Source organism: Pseudomonas sp. BN515 (assembly GCF_029873155.1).
Lineage (GTDB): Bacteria > Pseudomonadota > Gammaproteobacteria > Pseudomonadales > Pseudomonadaceae > Metapseudomonas.
Genome location: NZ_SSOH01000073.1, coordinates 171231 through 192301, shown reverse-complemented (window position 1 = coordinate 192301; position 21071 = coordinate 171231). Strand labels below are relative to the sequence as shown.

Genomic DNA, 21071 nt, shown 5'->3' with positions numbered 1-21071 from the left:
GCACGGTCTACTGAGTGTAAACGAGCGTCCGGGCCTGGTCGGAAGCTGTCCCGAAGCCGAGGCTTCGGGACCCTGGCTCAGTTATGAGCGTGCAGGGCTTCGTTCAGCTCGATGGCAGTCTTGTTGGTTTTGCACTCGACAGCACCGTTCTGCGAATTGCGGCGGAACAGCAGGTCAGCCTGGCCAGCCAGGTCGCGGGCCTTGACCACTTTCACCAGCTGGTTCTGGTCGTCCAGCAGTGCCACCTTGGTGCCAGCGGTGATGTACAGGCCGGCTTCGACGATGTTGCGGTCGCCCAGCGGGATGCCGATGCCGGCGTTGGCGCCGATCAGGCAGCCTTCGCCCACGGAGATGACGATATTGCCGCCGCCGGACAGGGTGCCCATGGTGGAGCAGCCGCCGCCGAGGTCAGAGCCCTTGCCGACGAAGACGCCAGCGGAAACGCGGCCTTCGATCATGCCCGGGCCTTCGGTGCCGCCGTTGAAGTTGATGAAGCCTTCGTGCATCACGGTGGTGCCTTCACCCACATAGGCGCCCAGGCGTACGCGGGCGGTGTCGGCGATGCGCACGCCGGCCGGGACCACGTAGTCGGTCATTTTCGGGAACTTGTCCACGGAGAAGACTTCCAGCAGCTCGCCCTTCAGGCGGGCTTCCAGCTGACGCTCTGCCAGTTCGGACAGGTCGATGGCGCCCTGGCTGGTCCAGGCAACGTTCGGCAGCAGCGGGAAGATGCCGGTCAGGTTCAGACCGTGCGGCTTGGCCAGGCGGTGGGACAGCAGGTGCAGCTTGAGGTAGGCCTCCGGGGTGGAGGTCAGTGCGGCGTCTTCGGCCAGCAGGGTGGCGACCAGCGGCTTGTGGCTTTCGGCCAGGCGGGTCAGCAGGGCGGCCTGGGCGGCGTCGATATCCTTCAGCGCAGTGGCCAATTGAGCGGCCTGGGCGTTGCTGATGGTGATGGCCTGGTTGCCGGCGCTGTAACCGAGCACGGGAGCGACGGCAGCGACCAGTTGCTCGGACGGCTTGAGCAGCGGCAGGGCGTAGAAGACTTCCAGCCAGTTGCCCTGGCGGTTCTGGGTGCCGACGCCGAAGGCGATGCTGAAGAGAGCGTTGGACATGGGGATTCCTCTTGCTGAAGGGTGTTGATCAGATGGGGCGGTTACTGGGAAGCAGTCCCGGCACCGCGCCCTGGCAAGTCACTTGAATGCGGCGGCGTAAAGGTCCGGTTTGAAACCGACCAAGGTGCGATCACCCAGGTCCAGCACTGGACGTTTGATCATCGACGGCTGGGCCAGCATCAGGGCGACGGCCTTGTCCTGGTCCAGGTCGGCCTTCTGCGCGTCTTCCAGCTTGCGGAAGGTGGTGCCAGCACGGTTCAGGACGGTTTCCCAGCCATGCTCGGCGCACCATTTCTCCAGGTTGGCGCGGTCGATGGCCGATGCCTTGTAGTCATGGAAGCTGTAGGCCACGCCCTGCTCTTCGAGCCAGGTGCGCGCCTTCTTCATGGTGTCGCAGGCCTTGATGCCGTAGAGGGTGATGCTCATGGTGTCTTTCCTTCGAATCTCACAGGCCCTTGATGAAGTGGCGGATGCGTTCGCCGGCTTCCACGCATTCGGCGAGCGGGGCCACCAGGGCCATGCGCACGCGGCCGGCGCCGGGGTTGAAGCCATCGACGGCGCGCGACAGGTAGGAGCCGGGAACCACGGTGACGTGTTCGCGGGCGAACAGCTCACGGGTGAAGGTTTCGTCGTCCACCGGGGTCTTCGCCCAGAGGTAGAAACCGCCGTCGGGACGCTGTACGTCCAGCACCGGGCCAAGGATATCCAGCATGGCGTCGAATTTCTCGCGGTACATGGCGCGGTTGGCGCGTACGTGGACTTCGTCGTTCCAGGCCGCGACGCTGGCCAGTTGGGTCTGCACCGGCATGGCGCAGCCGTGGTAGGTGCGGTACAGCAGGAAGGACTTGAGGATGTCGGCGTCGCCGGCAACGAAGCCGGAGCGCAGGCCCGGCAGGTTGGAGCGCTTGGACAGGCTGTGGAACACCACGCAGCGCTTGAAGTCCGAGCGGCCCAGTTCGGCGCAGGCGGTGAGCAGGCCGGCGGGCGGGTTCTGCTCATCGAAATAGAGCTCGCTGTAGCACTCGTCGGCGGCGATGACGAAGTCGTGCTCATCGGCCAGGGCGATCAGCTTCTTCAGCGTTTCCACCGGGATCAGCGCACCCGTGGGGTTGCCCGGGGAGCAGAGGAAGAGGATCTGGCAGCGCTGCCAGACGTCCGCCGGCACGGCGTCGAAGTCCGGGTTGAAACCGTTCTCCGCCAGGCACGGCAGGTAATGGGGCTCGGCGCCGGCCAGCAGGGCCGCACCTTCGTAGATTTGATAGAAGGGGTTCGGACTGACCACCAGGCCGTTGTCGGCACGGTTCACGACAGCCTGAGTGAAGGCGAACAGCGCCTCGCGGGTGCCGTTCACCGGCAGCACGTGGCGGGCGGCGTCAAGCCAGCCGGCGGGCACCTTGAAGCGGCCTTCGCACCACTGGGCGATGGCTTCGCGCAGGGCCGGGATGCCCAGGGTAGTGGGGTAGACCGCCAATTGATCGAGACTGGCCGACAGCGCCTCGGCGACGAAGGCCGGGGAGCGGTGCTTGGGCTCGCCGATGGACAGGGCGATGGCCTTTTTCTCCGCCGGCGGCTGGGCGCCGGCCAGCAGGGCGCGGAGTTTCTCGAAGGGGTAGGGCTGCAGCTGGTTCAGGGCGTCATTCATGGTTGTAGGGCGTCAACAGGGAGGTCGTGGGTCAAACGGTGCAATCCGGCCTGCGGCCTTATTGCACCCTACGGGTTCAGATGCTTATTCGTGTCGGGTCCAGGCTCTTGCCGTTGGCGTCGGACAGCTGGGAGACGATGGCCTCCTGCAGCCGTAGACAGAGCTCGGGGTCAGAGAGCGGCTGGTTGTTGGCGTCGGTAACGAAGAACACGTCTTCCACCCGCTCGCCGAGGGTGGCGATCTTGGCGTTCTGCAGCGACAGGTCGAACTCCAGGAAGATGCGCCCGATGCGCGCCAGCAGGCCGGGGCGGTCGGGGGCGATCAGTTCTAGAATGGTCACCGGGCGCTGGGCGTCGTTGGAGATGGTCACCTGCGGCGGGAAGGCGAAGTGCTTGAGCTGGCGCGGTACGCGGCGCTGGATGATGGCCGGGTACTCGTCCGGGTTCTTCAGGGCGTCGATCAGGCCTTCGCGGATCTCGCGGATGCGCGCCGGGTTCTCGCCGATCCGCCCGCCGTCGGCATCGAGCACGATGTAGGTGTCGAGGGTGAACTGGCTGGTGGAGGTGATGATCCGCGCGTCGTGGATGTTCAGGTTGAGCTGCGACATGGCGGCCACGGTCACGGCGAAGAAGTCGTGCTGGTCCGGCGCGTAGATGAATATCTGGGTGGCGCCCTCGAACTCGCGCTGGGCGGTTTCCTTGATCAGCACCAGCGGGTCGTTGCCGGCCGGGTGCTGGAGGATCGCCTCGGTGTGCCAGGCCACGTCGTTGGCGGTGTGGCGCAGGAAGTAGTCGTCGCCCAGCTGGCTCCAGAGCTGCTCGGCCTCGTCCTGGTCGATGCCGTTGCGCACCAGGATGTCGATGGCGGCGGATTGGGTCTGGCGGATCTGCTCTTCCCGATCCAGCGGGTTTTCCAGGCCGCGGCGCAGGGCGCGCTTGGTCTCGGTGTAGAGCTGGCGCAGCAGGCTGGCGCGCCAGGAGTTCCACAGGCTCGGGTTGGTGGCGTTGATGTCGGCCACGGTGAGCACGTAGAGGTAATCCAGGCGGGTCTGGTCGCCCACCAGGCGGGCGAAGTCGTAGATCACCTGCGGGTCGGAGAGGTCCTTGCGCTGAGCCGTGGTGGACATTACCAGGTGGTGCTGCACCAGCCAGGCCACCAGGCGCGAGTCCCATACCGGCAACTGGTGGCGGGCGCAGAAGATTTCCGCGTCCACGGCACCCAGTTCGGAGTGGTCGCCGCCACGGCCCTTGCCGATGTCGTGATAGAGGCCGGCGAGGTAGATCAGCTCCGGCTTGGGCAGCTTGTCGATGAGCTTGCTGGCCAGGGGGAACTTCTCCGCCAGCTCCGGCCACTTCAGCTTGCGCAGGTGCTTGATCAGGTTGAGCGTGTGGGCGTCCACCGTATAGATGTGGAACAGGTCGTGCTGCATCTGCCCGATGATCTGGCCGAACTCCGGCAGGTACAGGCCGAGGATGCCGTAGCGGTTCATGCGCCGCAGGTTGCGGTGGATGCCCTGGGTGGACTTGAACAGCTCGATGAACAGGCTGGTGTTGCGGATGTCCTTGCGGAAATCGTCGTCGATCAGATGACGGCTGTCCCGCAGCAGGCGGATGGTGTCCGCGCGCACACCCTTGATCTCCGGGTGCTGGGCCATCAGCACGAAGATTTCCAGCATGGCGAAGGGGGTGCGCTTGAAGACGTTCGGGTGGGTCACCTCGATATAGCCGTCGCGCAACTGGAAACGGCTGTTCAACGGCTGCGCCTGACCGGTCTCGCCAGCGCGCAGGATGACTTCCTCGAAGTGCTGGTTGATCAGGTCGCTGAGCTCGGAAACCCCCATCACCACCCGGTAGTACTTCTGCATGAAGCGTTCGATGCCGAGCTTGCCGTCGCCGTCCTCGAAGCCGAGGAGGGAGGCGATCTTGCGCTGGTGATCGAACAGCAGGCGGTCTTCGGCGCGTCCGGCCAGCATGTGCAGGGCGTAACGCACCTTCCAGAGGAATTCCTGGCTGGAGGCCAGCATGCTGCACTCGGTTTCCATCAGGAAGCCCTGCTGCACCAGGCCGTGCAGGTTGAGGCTGCCGAACTGGCGGCGGGCGACCCAGAGGATGGTCTGGATATCGCGCAGGCCACCCGGGGAACCCTTCACGTTGGGTTCCAGGTTGTATTCGGTGTCGTTGTACTTGGCGTGGCGCGCCTTCTGCTCGTTGCGCTTGGCGAGGAAGAAGTGCTTGCTCGGCCACATCTGCTCGGGGCTGGTGACCTCCAGCATGCGCTGACGCAGGTGTTCGGGACCGGCGATGGTCCGGCTTTCCATCAGGTTGGTCACCACCGTCAGGTCGGCCTGCGCCTCTTCGGCACATTCGGCCACCGAGCGCACGCTCTGGCCCACTTCCAGTCCGATGTCCCAGAGCAGGGTGAGGAAGCCTTCGATGGGTTCGCGGAAGACTTCGTGATCGGCGCTGTCCAGCAGGATCAGCAAGTCGATATCGGAGAAGGGGTGCAGCTCGCCGCGCCCGTAGCCGCCCACGGCCAGCAGGGCGATGTCGGCGTCCTCGCTCCAGCCGAAGCGCCCCCACGCCGCCCGCAGGATCTGGTCGACGAACCAGGCGCGGTCTTCCACCAGGCGACGGATGTCGCGGCCGTTGGCGAAACGGTTGTCGAGCACATCGCGGGCCTGGCGAATGGCTTTCTTGAAGGCAGCGATGGGGCTGGACTTCAAGGCCAGTTCCGCCTGGAACTGCCCGCGGTCGAACAACTCGGGATCCACCTGCGGCATGGGGCGGCGTTCCTTATATAAGGTGGGTGATCAGGGCGAGGTGCGCGACAGGGTGTCGTCGCTGCGCAACGTCAGGATTTCATAGCCGTCGGCGGTCACCAGGACGGTGTGCTCCCACTGCGCGGAAAGCTTGCGGTCCTTGGTGATGGCGGTCCAGCCGTCGCCCAGCAGGCGGGTTTCCGGGCGGCCCTGGTTGATCATCGGCTCGATGGTGAAGGTCATGCCTTCCTTGAGCTCCATGCCAGTACCGGCGCGGCCGTAGTGCAGGACCTGGGGCTCTTCGTGGAACACGGCGCCGATGCCGTGGCCGCAGTATTCACGGACCACCGAATAGCCCAGCTTCTCGGCGTGCTTCTGGATCACTTCACCGATATCGCCCAGGCGTGCGCCCGGTTTTACCAGCTGGATGCCCTTGTACATGCACTCCTGGGTCACGCGGCAGAGCTTGTCGGCCCATTCCGGCGCCTTGCCCACCATGAACATCTTGCTGGTGTCGCCGTGGTAGCCGTCCTTGATGACGGTGACGTCGATGTTGACGATGTCGCCATCTTTCAACGGCTTCTCGTTGGGGATGCCGTGGCACACCACGTGGTTGACCGAGGTGCAGATCGACTTGGGGAACCCCTTGTAGTTCAGGGGAGCGGGGATGGCCTGCTGCACGTTGACGATGTAGTCATGGCAGATGCGGTCCAGTTCCTCGGTAGTCACGCCGGGTTTGACATGCTCGCCGATCATCTCCAGCACTTCGGCGGCCAGGCGGCCGGCAACGCGCATTTTCTCGATTTCTGCGGGCGTCTTGATGGTGACGGTCATATTGGCTCTCGGGCGCAAACGGAAAAGGCTTGATATTAACAGCTTCAAGCCGCAAGCCATAAGCGTCAGGGAGGAAAGCACCTGATTTGAGGCGTATCGTTGCAGTAGCTCTACCCAGCTTTTTGTGCTATAAAACGCGCCGCTTTACGGACGTGCTGTCCGGAAGCTTTTAACCCACACACGTATCGACACGATCTCCTGGGTGCCCGAAAGGGTTGGATATTGGGATACGTGGAGGCCTAACCCGACTTATCGAGGAATTGAAATGTCCCAAGTCAACATGCGCGATATGCTGAAGGCCGGTGTGCACTTCGGCCACCAGACCCGTTACTGGAACCCGAAAATGGGCAAGTACATTTTCGGCGCGCGCAACAAGATCCACATCATCAACCTTGAAAAAACCCTGCCGATGTTCAACGACGCCCTGAGCTTCGTTGAGAAACTGGCTGCTGGCAAAAACAAGGTTCTGTTCGTCGGCACCAAGCGCTCCGCTGGCAAGATCGTTCGTGAAGAAGCTGCTCGCTGCGGCTCCCCGTACGTCGATCACCGCTGGCTCGGCGGCATGCTGACCAACTACAAGACCATCCGTCAGTCCATCAAGCGCCTGCGCGATCTGGAAACCCAGTCCCAGGACGGCACCTTCGCCAAACTGACCAAGAAAGAAGCTCTGATGCGCAGCCGCGACCTCGAGAAGCTCGAGCGCAGCCTGGGCGGTATCAAGGACATGGGCGGCCTGCCGGACGCTCTGTTCGTGATCGACGTTGACCACGAGCGCATCGCTATCACCGAAGCCAACAAGCTGGGCATCCCGGTTATCGGTGTCGTCGATACCAACAGCAGCCCTGAAGGCGTTGATTACGTCATCCCGGGTAACGACGACGCCATCCGCGCCGTTCAGCTGTACCTCTCCAGCGTTGCTGATGCTGTAATCCGCGGTCGTCAGAATGCCGCTGGCGGTCCTGACGAGTTCGTCGAAGAAGCTGCTTCCGAGGCCGCAGAAGGCTGAGTTGACAGCCGTCTAGCGTTACCCGGTGCGCAAGAAGGGGGCTAGGCCCCCTTTTTGCCACCTCCGAATTGTGAATGCCCGGTCTCCGGGCTGAATGGTTGAAAACCTATTCAAGAGGATTGCGACATGGCAGAGATTACTGCAGCCCTGGTTAAAGAACTGCGCGAGCGTACCGGCCTGGGCATGATGGATTGCAAGAAGGCCCTGACCGCCGCTGAAGGCGACATCGAGAAGGCCATCGACGACATGCGCGCCGCTGGCGCCATCAAGGCTGCCAAGAAGGCTGGCAACATCGCTGCCGAAGGCGCCATCGCTGTCAAAGTGGCAGACGACAACAAGGTTGCCGTCATCATCGAAGTCAACTCCCAGACCGACTTCCTGGCTCTGCAGGACGACTTCAAAGGCTTCGTTGCCGCTTCCCTGGAACAGGCTTTCAACGAGAAGCTGACCGACGCCGCTCCGCTGGTCGAGTCCCGCGAAGAAGCTCGTCTGGCCCTGGTTTCCAAGACTGGCGAAAACGTCAACATCCGTCGTCTGACCCGCGTTGAAGGCGACGTGGTTGGTGCCTACCTGCACGGCCACCGCATCGGCGTAGTCGTGAACCTGAAGGGCGGCACCCCGGAACTGGCCAAGGACATCGCCATGCACGTGGCTGCCAGCAACCCGCAGTTCCTGAGCTCGGCCGAAGTTTCCGAAGAAGCCGTTGCCAAGGAAAAGGAAATCTTCCTGGCCCTGAACGCCGACAAGATCGCCGGCAAGCCGGAAAACATCGTCGAGAACATGGTCAAGGGCCGTATCGCCAAGTTCCTGGCCGAAGCCAGCCTGGTCGAGCAGCCTTTCGTCAAGGATCCGGAAGTCAAGGTCGGTGACCTGGCCAAGAAAGCCGGCGCCGAAATCGTTTCCTTCGTTCGTTACGAAGTAGGCGAAGGCATCGAGAAAGTCGAAGTCGACTTCGCTGCCGAAGTAGCTGCCCAGGTCGCCGCTACCAAGCAATAAGACGGCTTCGGCTGTCGCCCCGTAAGAGGCTGCCCGCTCACGCGTGCGGCCTCTTCGTCAAACTGGGGAGCCATTTCGGGGCGGTTCCAGCGGCGGGCCCGGTAGCCGGGCACCAATTGCCGTTTGCGTAGTCTCAGGACTCGCCAGTACACCGGGCTTTGATGCCCATGAATTCAATAGCGCCGCAGGAGAGATACGCAATGGCTCAGCAGGTGAGTGGCCGCCAACCTCGCTACAAACGCATTCTGCTCAAACTCAGCGGTGAGGCCCTGATGGGCTCCGAGGAGTTCGGTATCGATCCGAAGGTCCTCGATCGTATGGCGCTGGAAATCGGCCAACTGGTCGGTATCGGCGTCCAGGTCGGCCTCGTGATCGGCGGCGGCAACCTCTTCCGTGGTGCGGCCCTGAGCGCCGCTGGCATGGATCGGGTAACCGGCGACCACATGGGCATGCTTGCCACCGTGATGAACGCCCTGGCCATGCGTGATGCGCTGGAGCGTTCCAACATCCCCGCCATCGTGATGTCGGCCATTTCCATGGTCGGCGTGACCGACCACTACGACCGCCGCAAGGCCATGCGTCACCTGAGCTCCGGCGAAGTGGTGATCTTCTCCGCCGGCACCGGCAACCCGTTCTTCACCACCGATTCGGCCGCCTGCCTGCGAGCCATCGAAGTGGATGCTGACGTGGTGCTGAAAGCCACCAAGGTCGATGGCGTGTACACTGCCGACCCGTTCAAGGACCCCAATGCCGAGAAGTTCGAGCGCCTGACCTATGACGAGGTGCTGGATCGCAAGCTGGGTGTCATGGACCTCACGGCCATCTGTCTGTGCCGTGATCAGAAGATGCCGCTGCGGGTCTTCAATATGAATAAACCGGGTGCCCTGCTGAACATCGTGGTCGGCGGCGCCGAAGGAACCCTGATCGAGGAGGGCGAACAGTGATCAACGAGATCAAGCAAGAAGCGCAGGAGCGCATGAAGAAAACCCTGGAATCGCTGGATCATGCTTTCGCCAAGATCCGCACAGGGCGTGCGCACCCGAGCATTCTGGACAGCGTCATGGTCTCCTACTATGGCGCCGACACTCCGCTGCGCCAGGTGGCCAACGTGATAGCCGAGGACTCCCGCACCCTGGCCCTGACCGTGTTCGACAAGAGCATGATCCAGGCTGTGGAAAAGGCCATCATGACCTCTGACCTGGGCCTGAACCCGGCTACTGCCGGCACCACCATTCGTGTGCCGATGCCCGCCCTGACCGAGGAAACCCGCAAGGGCTTCACCAAGCAGGCGCGTGCCGAAGCCGAAAACGCCCGTGTTGCCGTGCGCAACATCCGTCGTGATGCCCTGGCGCAGCTGAAGGATCTGGTCAAGGAAAAGGAAATCAGCGAAGACGACGAGCGTCGTGCCGCTGACGACGTCCAGAAGCTGACCGACAAGTTCGTTGGCGAAGTCGACAAGGCTCTGGAAACCAAAGAAAAAGACCTGATGGCCGTTTGACGTCCGGTATCGCCATGGACAAGAACCAGCAAGGCGCGAACCCCGCGGTGCCACGGCATGTGGCGATTATCATGGACGGTAACAACCGTTGGGCGAAGAAGCGCCTGCTGCCTGGCGTCGCCGGACACAAGGCCGGCGTGGACGCGGTCCGGGCGGTGATCGAGGTGTGTGCCGAGGCCGGTGTCGAGGTGCTCACCCTGTTCGCCTTCTCCAGTGAGAACTGGCAGCGTCCGGCTGATGAGGTCAGCGCCCTGATGGAGCTGTTCCTGGGGGCGCTGCGCCGCGAGGCTCGGCGCCTGGACCAGAACGACATCCGCCTGCGCATCATTGGCGACCGCTCGCGCTTCCATCCGGAGCTGCAAGCCGCCATGCGCGAAGCCGAGCAACTGACCTCCACCCATCAGAAGTTCGTCCTTCAGGTCGCCGCCAACTACGGCGGTCAGTGGGACATCACCCAGGCCGCACAGCGCCTGGCGCGTGAGGTCCAGGCTGGTCACCTGCAGGTCGACGACATTTCTCCGCAGTTGCTGCAAAGCTGCCTGGTCACCGGCGATCTGCCGTTGCCCGACCTGTGCATCCGCACGGGTGGCGAGCATCGCATCAGCAACTTCCTGCTTTGGCAGCTCGCCTATGCCGAGCTGTATTTCTCTGATCTCTTCTGGCCTGACTTCAAGCACGAAGCCATGCGCAAGGCGCTGGCCGATTTCGCCAAGCGCCAGCGTCGCTTCGGCAAGACAAGCGAGCAGCTAGAAGCCGAGGCCCGAGCCAAATGCTGAAACAACGCGTCATCACCGCCCTGGTGTTGCTGCCCATCGCCCTCGCGGGCTTCTTCTGGCTGGATGGCGGCGCCTTCGCTCTGTTCATCGGTGCCGTGGTAAGCCTCGGTGGTTGGGAGTGGGCGCGCCTGGCGGGCTTCTCCTCACAGCCGCTGCGTGTCGCCTATGGCCTGCTCGTCGCTGCACTGCTCTATGGGCTATATCTCGCGCCGGCACTGGCGCCGCTGGTCCTGGTGCTCGGCGTGCTCTGGTGGGGGGCGGCGACCATCCTCGTGCTGGGGTATCCCGAAACGAGCCGCTACTGGGGTGGTACGCCGGGCAAGCTGGTCATCGGTCTGTTGATCCTGCTGCCCGCCTGGCAGGGGCTGGTGCTGTTCAAGCAATGGCCGCTGGCCAATTGGTTGATTCTCGCCGTGATGGTCCTGGTCTGGGCAGCCGATATCGGCGCCTATTTTTCCGGCAAGGCATTCGGCAAGCGCAAGCTTGCACCCAACGTCAGCCCCGGCAAGAGCTGGGAAGGGCTGGTGGGTGGTCTGCTGGCCAGCCTGGCGATCACCGTGGGTGTTGGTTTCTACCGTGGCTGGGTGGGTTCGGAGCTTGTACTGGCCCTGGCTGGCGCCGCATTGGTAGTGCTGATCTCGGTCGTGGGCGACCTGACCGAAAGCATGTTCAAGCGCCAGTCCGGCATCAAGGACAGCAGTAACCTGCTGCCGGGTCATGGTGGCGTGCTGGACCGCATCGACAGCCTGACTGCGGCCATCCCGCTGTTCGCCGCGCTGCTCTGGGCTGCCGGCTGGGGTGCCCTGTGAGTCAGCCGCAACGCATTACCGTGCTGGGGGCTACCGGCTCCATCGGCCTCAGCACCCTGGATGTCGTTGCTCGCCATCCTGATCGTTATCAGGCCTTCGCCCTCAGCGGCTTCAGCCGACTGAGCGAGCTGGAGGCCCTGTGCCTGCGCCATCGCCCCGAATTCGCTGTAGTGCCGGATGCCGATTCCGCCCGTCATCTGCAAGGCGGTCTGCTGGCGGCCGGGCTTAAGACGCGTGTCCTGGTGGGTGAGGAAGGGCTTTGCGAGGTCGCCGCTCACCCGCAGGTCGACGCTGTGATGGCCGCTATCGTAGGCGCTGCCGGTCTCAAGCCGACCCTGGCTGCGGTTGAGGCGGGAAAGCGCGTCCTGCTGGCCAACAAGGAAGCGCTGGTGATGTCCGGCGCCCTGTTCATGCAGGCCGTGCGCAAGAGCGGTGCCGTGTTGCTGCCGATCGACAGCGAACACAATGCGATTTTCCAATGCCTGCCCCGGGATTACGCCCGTGGACTGGCGCCCGTAGGCGTGCGCCGCATTCTGCTGACCGCTTCCGGCGGCCCGTTCCGAGAGATGCCGCTGGAGCAGTTGCCAGAGGTTTCTCCTGAGCAGGCCTGCGCGCATCCCAACTGGTCCATGGGGCGCAAGATTTCCGTGGATTCGGCCAGCATGATGAACAAGGGGCTGGAGTTGATCGAGGCCTGCTGGCTGTTCGATGCGCGCCCGGCCCAGGTGGAAGTGGTGATCCATCCGCAGAGTGTGATCCACTCGTTGGTGGACTACGTGGACGGTTCGGTACTGGCCCAACTGGGCAATCCGGACATGCGCACCCCCATCGCCCACGCGCTGGCGTGGCCGGAACGCATCGATTCCGGCGTATCGCCGTTGGATCTGTTCGCCGTGGCCCGCCTGGACTTCCAGGCCCCGGACGAAGGGCGCTTCCCCTGCTTGCGCCTGGCTCGACAGGCGGCGGAGGAGGGCGGTAGTGCCCCGGCGATGCTCAATGCCGCGAACGAGGTGGCTGTTGCGGCCTTCCTGGGTAGGCGCATCCGCTTCACCGAGATCGCGAGTATCATCGACGAAGTGCTGAACCGCGAAGCGGCGAGTGCGGTCGAAACGCTGGACTCCGTGCTGCAAGCTGACGCCCGAGCCAGGGCCGCGGCGCAGCAGTGGTTGGTCCGTCAAGGGCGCTAGCGGCCGGCCTTCAGTGGTCGCTTGCTCCGGAGGAAACCGATGAGCGCTGTGTACATGATTCTTGGCACCCTGATTGCTCTCGGGGTGCTGGTGACCTTCCACGAGTTCGGTCACTTCTGGGTGGCCCGGCGTTGCGGGGTCAAGGTCCTGCGTTTCTCCGTCGGCTTCGGCATGCCGCTGTTCCGTTGGCATGATCGCCACGGCACGGAGTTCGTCGTAGCTGCCATTCCCCTTGGCGGCTACGTGAAGATGCTGGACGAGCGCGAGGCCGAAGTACCCGCGGAACTGCTCGGACAGTCCTTCAATCGCAAACCGGTGGGTCAGCGCATTGCCATCGTTGCGGCCGGTCCCATCGCCAACTTCCTCCTTGCGCTGCTGTTCTTCTGGGTGCTGGCGATGCTCGGCAGCCAGCAGGTCAAACCGGTCATCGGCAGCATTGCACCCGACAGTATTGCTGCCCGCGCAGGCCTTGAGGTCGGCGAGGAAATCGTTTCGGTCGATGGCAAGGCAGTCACTGGCTGGTCCCAGGTCAACTTGCAGCTGATCCGCCGTCTGGGCGAATCCGGATCCTTGCAGGTGGGCGTCCGCGAGGCCGGCGCCACCACCGAAGAGTTCCGTGAACTGCAGCTGAACGACTGGCTCAAGGGCGTGGAAGAGCCTGATCCGATTGGCGCCCTGGGTATTGCCCCCTGGCGCCCGGCTATCCCGCCGATCCTCGATGAGTTGGATCCCAAAGGACCGGCCCAGGCTGCCGGCCTCAAGGTAGGCGACCGTCTGCTGGCCCTGGACGGCCAACCGTTGGACGACTGGCAGCAACTGGTCGAGCGGGTACGCAAGCGTCCCGCCGAGCGCATCACTCTCAGTGTCGAGACTCAGGGCCAGGCGCGTGACGTTCAGGTGACCCTGGCTTCCCGTGGTGAGGGTGAGGCACGCAGTGGCTACCTCGGTGCGGGGGTGAAAGGTGTCGACTGGCCGGCGGAAATGCTCCGGGAAGTCAGTTTCGGCCCGCTCGATGCGGCGACCGAAGCAGCGGCCAGGACCTGGTCCATGAGCCTGCTAACTCTGGATTCCCTAAAGAAAATGTTGCTTGGCGAGCTCTCGGTAAAAAACTTGAGCGGGCCGATAACCATTGCTAAAGTGGCGGGCGCTTCGGCCCAGTCCGGGGTGGGGGATTTTCTCAATTTCCTCGCCTATCTGAGCATAAGCCTGGGGGTTCTCAATCTGTTGCCAATTCCCGTCCTTGATGGGGGGCACCTGCTGTTCTACCTGATCGAATTGGCGCGAGGTCGCCCATTGTCAGAGCGGGTGCAGGCTTGGGGGGTGCAGATCGGTATCAGTCTGGTCGTAGGGGTGATGTTGCTCGCCCTGGTAAACGATCTGAGCCGTCTGTAACGAGTCACTGATTTTCGAGTCTGCCGCCTTGCGCGGCAGATTCTTTATTACCGGTTGGAATAAAAAAGGACTTCATGAAACGCCTGCTGCTACCTGCGGTGCTTGCCGCACTCATGATCGCCGAGGTTCACGCCGAGTCCTTCAACATCTCCGACATCCGCGTCAACGGCCTGCAGCGGGTTTCCGCCGGCAGCGTGTTCGGTGCCCTGCCGCTCAACGTCGGTGACACCGCCGACGACCGCCGTCTGGTCGAAGCCACCCGCGCACTGTTCAAGACCGGCTTCTTCCAGGACATCCAGCTGGGTCGCGATGGCGACGTCCTGGTTATCACCGTAGTCGAGCGTCCGTCGATTTCCAGCATCGAGATCGAGGGCAACAAGGCCATCAGCACCGAAGACCTGCTCAAGGGCCTGAAACAATCCGGCCTCTCCGAAGGCGAGATCTTCCAGCGCGCCACCCTCGAAGGCGTACGTAACGAGCTGCAGCGCCAGTACGTGGCCCAGGGCCGCTACTCCGCAGAGATCGAAGCCGAAGTGATTCCGCAGCCGCGCAACCGCGTGGCCCTGAAGATCAAGATCAACGAAGGCTCTGTCGCGGCCATCCAGCACATCAACATCGTCGGCAATACCGTCTTCCCTGACGAAGACCTGATCGACCTGTTCGAGTTGAAGACCACCAACTGGCTGTCCTTCTTCAAGAATGATGACAAGTACGCCCGCGAGAAACTGTCCGGTGACCTGGAGCGCCTGCGTTCCTACTACCTGGACCGCGGCTACATCAACATGGATATCTCCTCCACCCAGGTATCCATCACCCCGGACAAGAAGCACGTCTACGTCACCGTCAACGTCGATGAAGGCGAGAAGTACACCGTTCGCGAAGTGAAACTCTCCGGCGACCTCAAGGTGCCCGAGGACGAAGTGAAGAAGCTGCTGCTGGTACAGCAGGGCCAGGTGTTCTCGCGCAAGGTGATGACCACCACTTCCGAACTGATCACCCGCCGCCTGGGTAACGAGGGCTACACCTTCGCCAACGTCAACGGCGTGCCGGAAGCTCACGACGAGGACAACACCGTTTCCATCACCTTCGTGGTGGATCCGGGCAAGCGCGCCTACGTCAATCGCATCAACTTCCGCGGCAACACCAAGACTGAAGACGAAGTGCTGCGTCGCGAAATGCGCCAGATGGAAGGTGGCTGGGCCTCGACCTACCTGATCGACCAGTCCAAGACCCGTCTGGAACGCCTCGGCTTCTTCAAGGAAGTGAACGTCGAAACCCCGCAGGTGCCCGGCACCGATGACCAGGTCGACGTCAACTACACCGTGGAAGAGCAGCCGTCCGGCTCCATCACCGCCAGCGTGGGCTTCGCCCAGAGCGCCGGCCTGATCCTCGGCGGTTCCATCAGCCAGAACAACTTCCTGGGTACCGGTAACAAGGTCAGCATCGGCCTGACCCGTTCCGAGTACCAGACCCGCTACAACTTCGGTTTCGTCGATCCCTACTGGACTCCGGATGGCGTCAGCCTGGGCTACAACGCCTTCTATCGCAGCACCGACTACGACGATCTCGATACCGATGTGTCCAGCTATGCCGTTGACAGCTACGGTGCCGGCGTCAGCATCGGCTACCCGATCAGCGAGACCGCGCGCCTGACCTACGGCCTGACCGTACAGCAGGACAAGATCAACACCGGTATCTACACCGTCGACGAGATCTTCGATTTCCTCGAACAGGAAGGCGACAGCTACCTGAACTTCAAGGGCTCCATCGGCTGGTCCGAATCGACGCTGAACAAGGGCGTGCTGGCCACTCGTGGCCATTCCCAGAGCCTGGTGCTGGAAAGCACCATCCCGGGTAGCGACCTGTCGTTCTACAAGCTCGACTATCGCGGCCAGCTGTTCACTCCGCTGAGCCAGAGCACCGCTCTGCGTTGGCACACTGAGCTGGGCTACGGCGACAGCTATGGTTCCACCTCCGAGCTGCCGTTCTACGAGCATTATTTCGCCGGTGGTTTCAACTCCGTTCGTGGCTTCGAAGACAGCAGCCTCGGCCCGCGCAGTACGCCGAGTAAGGGTACGAACCCGGGTACCGCATTCGACCCGGACCAGGACCCGCTGCCCTTCGGTGGCAACGTGCTGATCCAGGGCGGTGTGGAATTGCTGTTCCCGATGCCGTTCGTCAAGGACCAGCGCCAGCTGCGTACCGTGCTGTTCTGGGACGTGGGTAACGTGTTCGACACCAGTTGCTCGTCCACCGCGACCAACTGCAGCAGCATCAACGCCGGTGATCTGGCCAGCTCCGTGGGTGTGGGCCTGACCTGGATTACCGCGCTGGGACCGCTGAGCTTCAGTCTGGGCATGCCCGTCAAGAAACCGGACAATGCCGATACCCAGGTATTCCAGTTCTCCCTGGGCCAGACCTTCTAAGTATTATTTCAAGACAACAGTATGTGTTGCAGGAGTTGCATCGTGCGTAAGTTGACTCAATTCGTTCTGGTGGCCGCTGCCATGATGGCGACTCCGGCCTTTGCGGAAATGAAGATTGCGGTACTGAACTATCAGATGGCCCTGCTGGAATCCGACGCAGCCAAGAAATACGCCGTCGACGCCGAAAAGAAGTTCGGTCCCCAGCTGAACAAGCTGAAGACTCTGGAAAGCGACGCCAAGCGTATTCAGGACCGTCTGGTGAAAGATGGCGAGAAGATGCAGCAGGCCGAGCGTGAGCGTCTGGAGCTCGAGTTCAAGCAGAAGGCCCGTGACTTCCAGTTCCAGTCCAAGGAACTGAACGAAGCCAAGGCCGTTGCTGATCGCGACATGCTCAAGCAGCTCAAGCCGAAGCTGGACAAGGCTGTCGAAGAAGTCCTGAAGCAAGGCAGCTATGACCTGGTGCTGGAGCGTGGTGCTGTGGTTGACGTCAAGCCGCAGTACGACATCACCCGCCAGGTCATCGAGCGCATGAACCAGCAGCGTTGATGATGGCTGCCCCGGTCTTCACCCTCGGCCAACTGGCCGAACGTCTCGGCGCCACCCTGCGTGGCTCCGAGGACAAGGCTATCAGCGGCCTGGCCACCTTGCAGGAGGCCGGCCCTGGCCAGCTCACCTTCCTGGCCAATCCGCAGTACCGCAAGTTCCTCGTCGATACCAAGGCCGCCGCCGTGCTGCTGACCGCAGCCGACGCAGAAGGCTTTGCTGGCGATGCCCTGGTCGTGGCCAATCCTTACCTGGCCTACGCCGAGCTTTCCCACCTGTTCGATCCCAAGCCCAAGGCACAACCGGGTATTCATCCGACCGCCGTGGTCGCGGCCGATGCCAAGGTCGACCCGAGCGCCAGTGTTGGCGCCTACGTGGTGATCGAGTCCGGCGCGCAGATCGGCGCTGGTGTGACCTTGAGTGCCCACTGCGTGGTTGGTGCCCGCACCGTCATCGGTGAAGGCGGCTGGCTGGCTCCGCGTGTGACCCTCTATCACGATGTGAAGATCGGCAAGCGCGTGGTAATCCAGTCTGGCGCCGTGATCGGCGGTGAGGGCTTCGGCTTCGCCAATGAAAAGGGCGTCTGGCAGAAGATCGCGCAGATCGGTGGTGTGACCCTGGGTGACGATGTTGAAGTCGGTGCCAACACCACCATCGACCGTGGTGCACTCTCCGATACTCTGATCGGCAATGGCGTGAAGCTGGATAACCAGATCATGATCGCGCACAACGTGCAGGTCGGTGACAACACCGCCATGGCCGGCTGCGTCGGTATTTCCGGCAGCACCAAGATTGGCCGTAACTGCATGATCGCAGGCGGCGTGGGCATGGTTGGCCACATTGAAGTGTGCGACAACGTATTCGTCACCGGCATGACCATGGTGACGCGCAATATCACCGAGCCGGGAGCCTACTCCTCCGGTACCGCGATGCAGACCGCCGCGGATTGGAAGAAGAGTGCTGCCCGGATTCGCCAGTTGGACGACATGGCGCGTCGTCTGCAGCAACTGGAAAAACGCCTGGCGGCAGTGACCCCGGGCGGGGATGCTTCATCAGAAGCGTGATTCACGCAGCGCCGTGCATCCCCAATCCTCTGAAAAGGCTCCAGGAACATGATGGACATCAACGAGATTCGCGAATATCTGCCGCACCGCTACCCCTTCCTCCTGGTGGATCGGGTGGTGGAACTGGATGTTGAAGGCAAGCGCATTCGCGCCTACAAGAATGTCAGCATCAACGAGCCCTTCTTCAACGGCCACTTCCCGCAGCACCCGATCATGCCCGGCGTGCTGATCATCGAAGCCATGGCACAGGCGGCCGGTATCCTCGGCTTCAAGATGCTCGACGTGAAGCCCGCCGACGGCACCCTCTATTATTTCGTTGGCTCCGACAAGCTGCGCTTCCGCCAGCCGGTGCTGCCGGGTGATCAACTGATCCTCGATGCGAAGTTCGTCAGCGTCAAACGCGGTATCTGGAAGTTCGACTGCCAAGCCAGCGTCGATGGCAAGGAAGTCTGCTCGGCAGAGATCATCTGTGCGGAACGCAAACTATGAGTTTGATTGACCCTCGCGCCATTATCGATCCGACAGCCAAGCTGGCGGATGGAGTTCAGGTCGGCCCCTGGTCGATCATTGGACCCGATGTGGAAATCGGCGAGGGGACCGTGGTCGGACCTCATGTGGTCATCAAGGGACCGACCCGCATCGGCAAGCACAACCGCATCTACCAGTTTTCTTCGGTGGGCGAAGACACGCCCGACCTGAAGTACAAGGGTGAACCCACCCGCCTGGTGATCGGTGACCACAATGTGATCCGCGAAGGCGTGACCATTCACCGTGGCACTGTGCAAGACCGCTCTGAAACCACCATTGGCGACCACAATCTGCTGATGGCTTATGTGCATGTCGGCCACGACAGTGTCATCGCCAACAATTGCATTCTGGTGAACAACACCGCACTGGCCGGCCACGTGCATGTGGATGACTGGGCGATCCTCTCCGGCTACACCCTGGTTCACCAGTTCTGCCGTATCGGTGCCCACAGCTTCTCCGGCATGGGAACCGCCATCGGCAAGGATGTACCGGCCTACGTCACCGTCTTCGGCAACCCGGCCGAGGCCCGCAGCATGAACTTCGAGGGCATGCGCCGTCGCGGTTTCAGCGCGGAGGCCATCGCGGCCCTGCGCCGTGCGTACAAAGTGGTCTATCGCCAGGGGCTGACCGTGGAGCAGGCACTGGCCGAACTGGCCGAATCCTCTGCCCAGTTCCCGGAAGTTGCCGTTTTCCGCGACTCCATCCAGTCCTCGACCCGCGGCATCACCCGCTGAGACCATGAATCGTCCCTTGCGCATCGCGCTGGTTGCCGGCGAGGCGTCCGGCGATATCCTCGGCTCCACCCTGATGCAGGCGCTCAAGGCGCGCCATCCCGACGTCCAGTTCATCGGCGTTGGCGGCCCGCGCATGCAAGCCGAAGGGTTGGAATCCTATTTCCCCATGGAACGCCTGGCGGTCATGGGCCTTGTGGAGGTGCTCGGTCGCCTCCCAGAGCTGCTGCGTCGGCGCAAGCGGCTGATCCAGACCCTGATCGACGAGCGTCCCGACGTCTTCATCGGCATCGACGCACCGGATTTCAACCTCGGGGTCGAACTCAAGTTGCGCCGGGCCGGGATCAAGACCGTTCATTACGTCAGCCCGTCGGTCTGGGCTTGGCGGCAGAAGCGTGTGCTGAAGATTCGTGAAGGCTGCGATCTGATGCTCACGCTCTTCCCCTTCGAGGCTCGCTTCTATGAAGAGCACGGCGTACCAGTGCGCTTTGTTGGTCACCCGCTCGCCGATGCCATTCCGCTGGAAGCGGATCGCGCGGTAGCGCGTGGGCAGCTCGACCTGCCCGAAGATTCCCCCGTGGTAGCGCTGCTGCCCGGAAGCCGGGGCGGCGAAGTCGGCAAGCTCGGGGCCTTGTTCCTCGATGCCGCCGAGCGCTTGCGCTCAATCCGGCCCGGCATCCGTTTCGTCCTGCCTTGCGCGAGCCCGGAGCGGCGCGAACAGGTCGAGGCGATGGTGGCCGGCCGTGACCTTCCCCTGAAACTGCTGGACGGGCGCTCGCACGAAGCCCTGGCCGCCTGCGACGCGGTGTTGATCGCTTCCGGTACCGCCACGCTGGAAGCGCTCCTTTACAAGCGTCCGATGGTGGTGGCCTACAAGGTTGCGCCGCTCACGTACCGAATCCTCAAGCGTCTGGTGAAGAGTCCTTACGTGTCCCTGCCCAACCTGTTGGCCCAGCGCCTGCTCGTGCCTGAGCTGCTGCAGGACGCTGCGACTCCGGAGGCCCTGGCACAGACCGTCTCGCCGCTACTGGATGACGGCGAGGTGCAGACCCACGGCTTCGATGTCATTCACCGCTCCCTGCGCCAGGACGCGTCGCGGCAGGCGGCCGACGCCATCCTGAAATTGATTGGAGTGTCCTGATGCAACTTGGCCTGGATTTCAGCCTGGTGGAAGAACTGGTGGCTGGCGTCGACGAAGTCGGCCGAGGCCCCCTCTGCGGTCCGGTGGTAACCGCTGCAGTGATCCTCGACCCGGTGCGGCCGATCCTCGGCCTGAACGATTCGAAGAAACTTTCCGAAGCGCGTCGCGAAGCGTTGTTCGACGAAATCCGCGAGAAGGCGCTCGCCTGGTGCATCGCCCGCGCCGAGGTAGAAGAGATCGACCAACTGAACATCCTGCACGCCACAATGTTGGCGATGCAGCGTGCGGTTGAAGGGCTCAGCGTGACCCCGAAACTGGCACTGATCGATGGCAACCGCTGCCCCAAGCTCAAGGTGCCCAGTGCGCCGGTGGTCAAGGGTGATAGCCAGGTACCGGCCATTGCTGCGGCTTCCATCCTGGCCAAGGTCAGCCGCGATCGGGAAATGGCCGAGCTGGATGCGCTCTACCCCGGCTATGGCATCGCCGGGCACAAGGGCTATCCCACTGCCGTCCATCTGGAGGCCTTGCGCCGCCTAGGGCCGACTCCCATTCATCGTCGCTCCTTCGGCCCTGTCCGGGAGCTGATCGAGGGCGGTCGCTGAGGCCCGTTGTCGCTCCTGTCCGCGAC

Annotated in this window: 20 protein-coding genes; 15 read left to right on the top strand and 5 right to left on the bottom strand. The window is 62.8% G+C overall.

Annotated features, from left to right (window positions below; genetic code table 11):
• Positions 1-77: 77 nt before the first annotated feature.
• The 5 genes from dapD to map form a co-directional block, all read right to left on the bottom strand.
• On the bottom strand, positions 78-1112 hold the full coding sequence (gene dapD / locus E8E91_RS20025; protein WP_280378143.1) for a 2,3,4,5-tetrahydropyridine-2,6-dicarboxylate N-succinyltransferase: 1035 nt from the start codon (positions 1110-1112) through the stop codon (positions 78-80).
• A gap of 78 nt (positions 1113-1190) precedes the next feature.
• Positions 1191-1538 (bottom strand): ArsC family reductase, encoded by a 348-nt coding sequence (locus E8E91_RS20020; RefSeq protein WP_280378141.1) that lies wholly within the window; start codon positions 1536-1538, stop codon positions 1191-1193.
• A 19-nt stretch (positions 1539-1557) separates the two neighbouring features.
• A complete protein-coding gene (dapC, locus tag E8E91_RS20015) occupies positions 1558-2754 on the bottom strand; it encodes a succinyldiaminopimelate transaminase (RefSeq protein ID WP_280368163.1) in 1197 nt (398 codons plus the stop codon).
• Between the two features lie 76 nt (positions 2755-2830).
• Complete coding sequence (locus E8E91_RS20010) at positions 2831-5533, bottom strand: [protein-PII] uridylyltransferase (RefSeq protein WP_280378139.1); 2703 nt, start codon at positions 5531-5533, stop codon at positions 2831-2833.
• 30 nt (positions 5534-5563) lie between these two features.
• Positions 5564-6346, bottom strand: a complete 783-nt coding sequence (gene map, locus E8E91_RS20005) for a type I methionyl aminopeptidase (protein ID WP_280368193.1) — start codon at positions 6344-6346, stop codon at positions 5564-5566.
• A gap of 265 nt (positions 6347-6611) precedes the next feature.
• Here map and rpsB point away from each other — a divergent pair, with 265 nt between their 5' ends.
• The 15 genes from rpsB (at position 6612) to rnhB (ending at position 21045) form a co-directional block, all read left to right on the top strand.
• Positions 6612-7352 carry a 30S ribosomal protein S2 gene (gene rpsB, locus E8E91_RS20000; protein WP_280368195.1) on the top strand — a complete coding sequence of 247 codons (741 nt, stop codon included), beginning with the start codon at positions 6612-6614 and terminating at the stop codon, positions 7350-7352.
• 126 nt (positions 7353-7478) lie between these two features.
• A complete protein-coding gene (tsf, locus tag E8E91_RS19995) occupies positions 7479-8348 on the top strand; it encodes a translation elongation factor Ts (RefSeq protein WP_280368197.1) in 870 nt (289 codons plus the stop codon).
• A 200-nt stretch (positions 8349-8548) separates the two neighbouring features.
• Entirely contained in the window at positions 8549-9292 is a 744-nt protein-coding gene (pyrH, locus tag E8E91_RS19990; RefSeq protein ID WP_044873768.1) for a UMP kinase, read from the top strand.
• Positions 9289-9846: a ribosome recycling factor gene (gene frr / locus E8E91_RS19985; protein ID WP_280368199.1), complete on the top strand. Its 558-nt coding sequence runs from the start codon at positions 9289-9291 to the stop codon at positions 9844-9846. Before pyrH ends, frr begins: the two co-directional genes overlap by 4 nt.
• A gap of 14 nt (positions 9847-9860) precedes the next feature.
• On the top strand, positions 9861-10622 hold the full coding sequence (uppS, locus tag E8E91_RS19980; protein ID WP_280378138.1) for a polyprenyl diphosphate synthase: 762 nt from the start codon (positions 9861-9863) through the stop codon (positions 10620-10622).
• Complete coding sequence (locus E8E91_RS19975; RefSeq protein ID WP_280368204.1) at positions 10616-11431, top strand: phosphatidate cytidylyltransferase; 816 nt, start codon at positions 10616-10618, stop codon at positions 11429-11431. Before uppS ends, E8E91_RS19975 begins: the two co-directional genes overlap by 7 nt.
• Entirely contained in the window at positions 11428-12618 is a 1191-nt protein-coding gene (gene ispC / locus E8E91_RS19970) for a 1-deoxy-D-xylulose-5-phosphate reductoisomerase (protein ID WP_280368206.1), read from the top strand. The genes E8E91_RS19975 and ispC overlap by 4 nt, the downstream gene beginning before the upstream one ends.
• Positions 12619-12657: 39 nt before the next feature.
• Positions 12658-14010: a sigma E protease regulator RseP gene (rseP, locus tag E8E91_RS19965; protein ID WP_280378136.1), complete on the top strand. Its 1353-nt coding sequence runs from the start codon at positions 12658-12660 to the stop codon at positions 14008-14010.
• A gap of 74 nt (positions 14011-14084) precedes the next feature.
• Positions 14085-16436 (top strand): outer membrane protein assembly factor BamA, encoded by a 2352-nt coding sequence (bamA, locus tag E8E91_RS19960; protein ID WP_280378133.1) that lies wholly within the window; start codon positions 14085-14087, stop codon positions 16434-16436.
• A gap of 42 nt (positions 16437-16478) precedes the next feature.
• Entirely contained in the window at positions 16479-16982 is a 504-nt protein-coding gene (locus E8E91_RS19955) for an OmpH family outer membrane protein (RefSeq protein WP_120654865.1), read from the top strand.
• Complete coding sequence (gene lpxD, locus E8E91_RS19950; protein WP_280378131.1) at positions 16982-18043, top strand: UDP-3-O-(3-hydroxymyristoyl)glucosamine N-acyltransferase; 1062 nt, start codon at positions 16982-16984, stop codon at positions 18041-18043. Before E8E91_RS19955 ends, lpxD begins: the two co-directional genes overlap by 1 nt.
• A gap of 48 nt (positions 18044-18091) precedes the next feature.
• Positions 18092-18532, top strand: a complete 441-nt coding sequence (gene fabZ, locus E8E91_RS19945) for a 3-hydroxyacyl-ACP dehydratase FabZ (RefSeq protein WP_280368215.1) — start codon at positions 18092-18094, stop codon at positions 18530-18532.
• Complete coding sequence (gene lpxA / locus E8E91_RS19940; protein WP_280378129.1) at positions 18529-19305, top strand: acyl-ACP--UDP-N-acetylglucosamine O-acyltransferase; 777 nt, start codon at positions 18529-18531, stop codon at positions 19303-19305. The genes fabZ and lpxA overlap by 4 nt, the downstream gene beginning before the upstream one ends.
• A gap of 4 nt (positions 19306-19309) precedes the next feature.
• Positions 19310-20443 (top strand): lipid-A-disaccharide synthase, encoded by a 1134-nt coding sequence (gene lpxB / locus E8E91_RS19935; protein ID WP_280368220.1) that lies wholly within the window; start codon positions 19310-19312, stop codon positions 20441-20443.
• Positions 20443-21045: a ribonuclease HII gene (gene rnhB / locus E8E91_RS19930; protein WP_280378126.1), complete on the top strand. Its 603-nt coding sequence runs from the start codon at positions 20443-20445 to the stop codon at positions 21043-21045. Before lpxB ends, rnhB begins: the two co-directional genes overlap by 1 nt.
• The last annotated feature ends 26 nt before the right edge of the window (positions 21046-21071 follow it).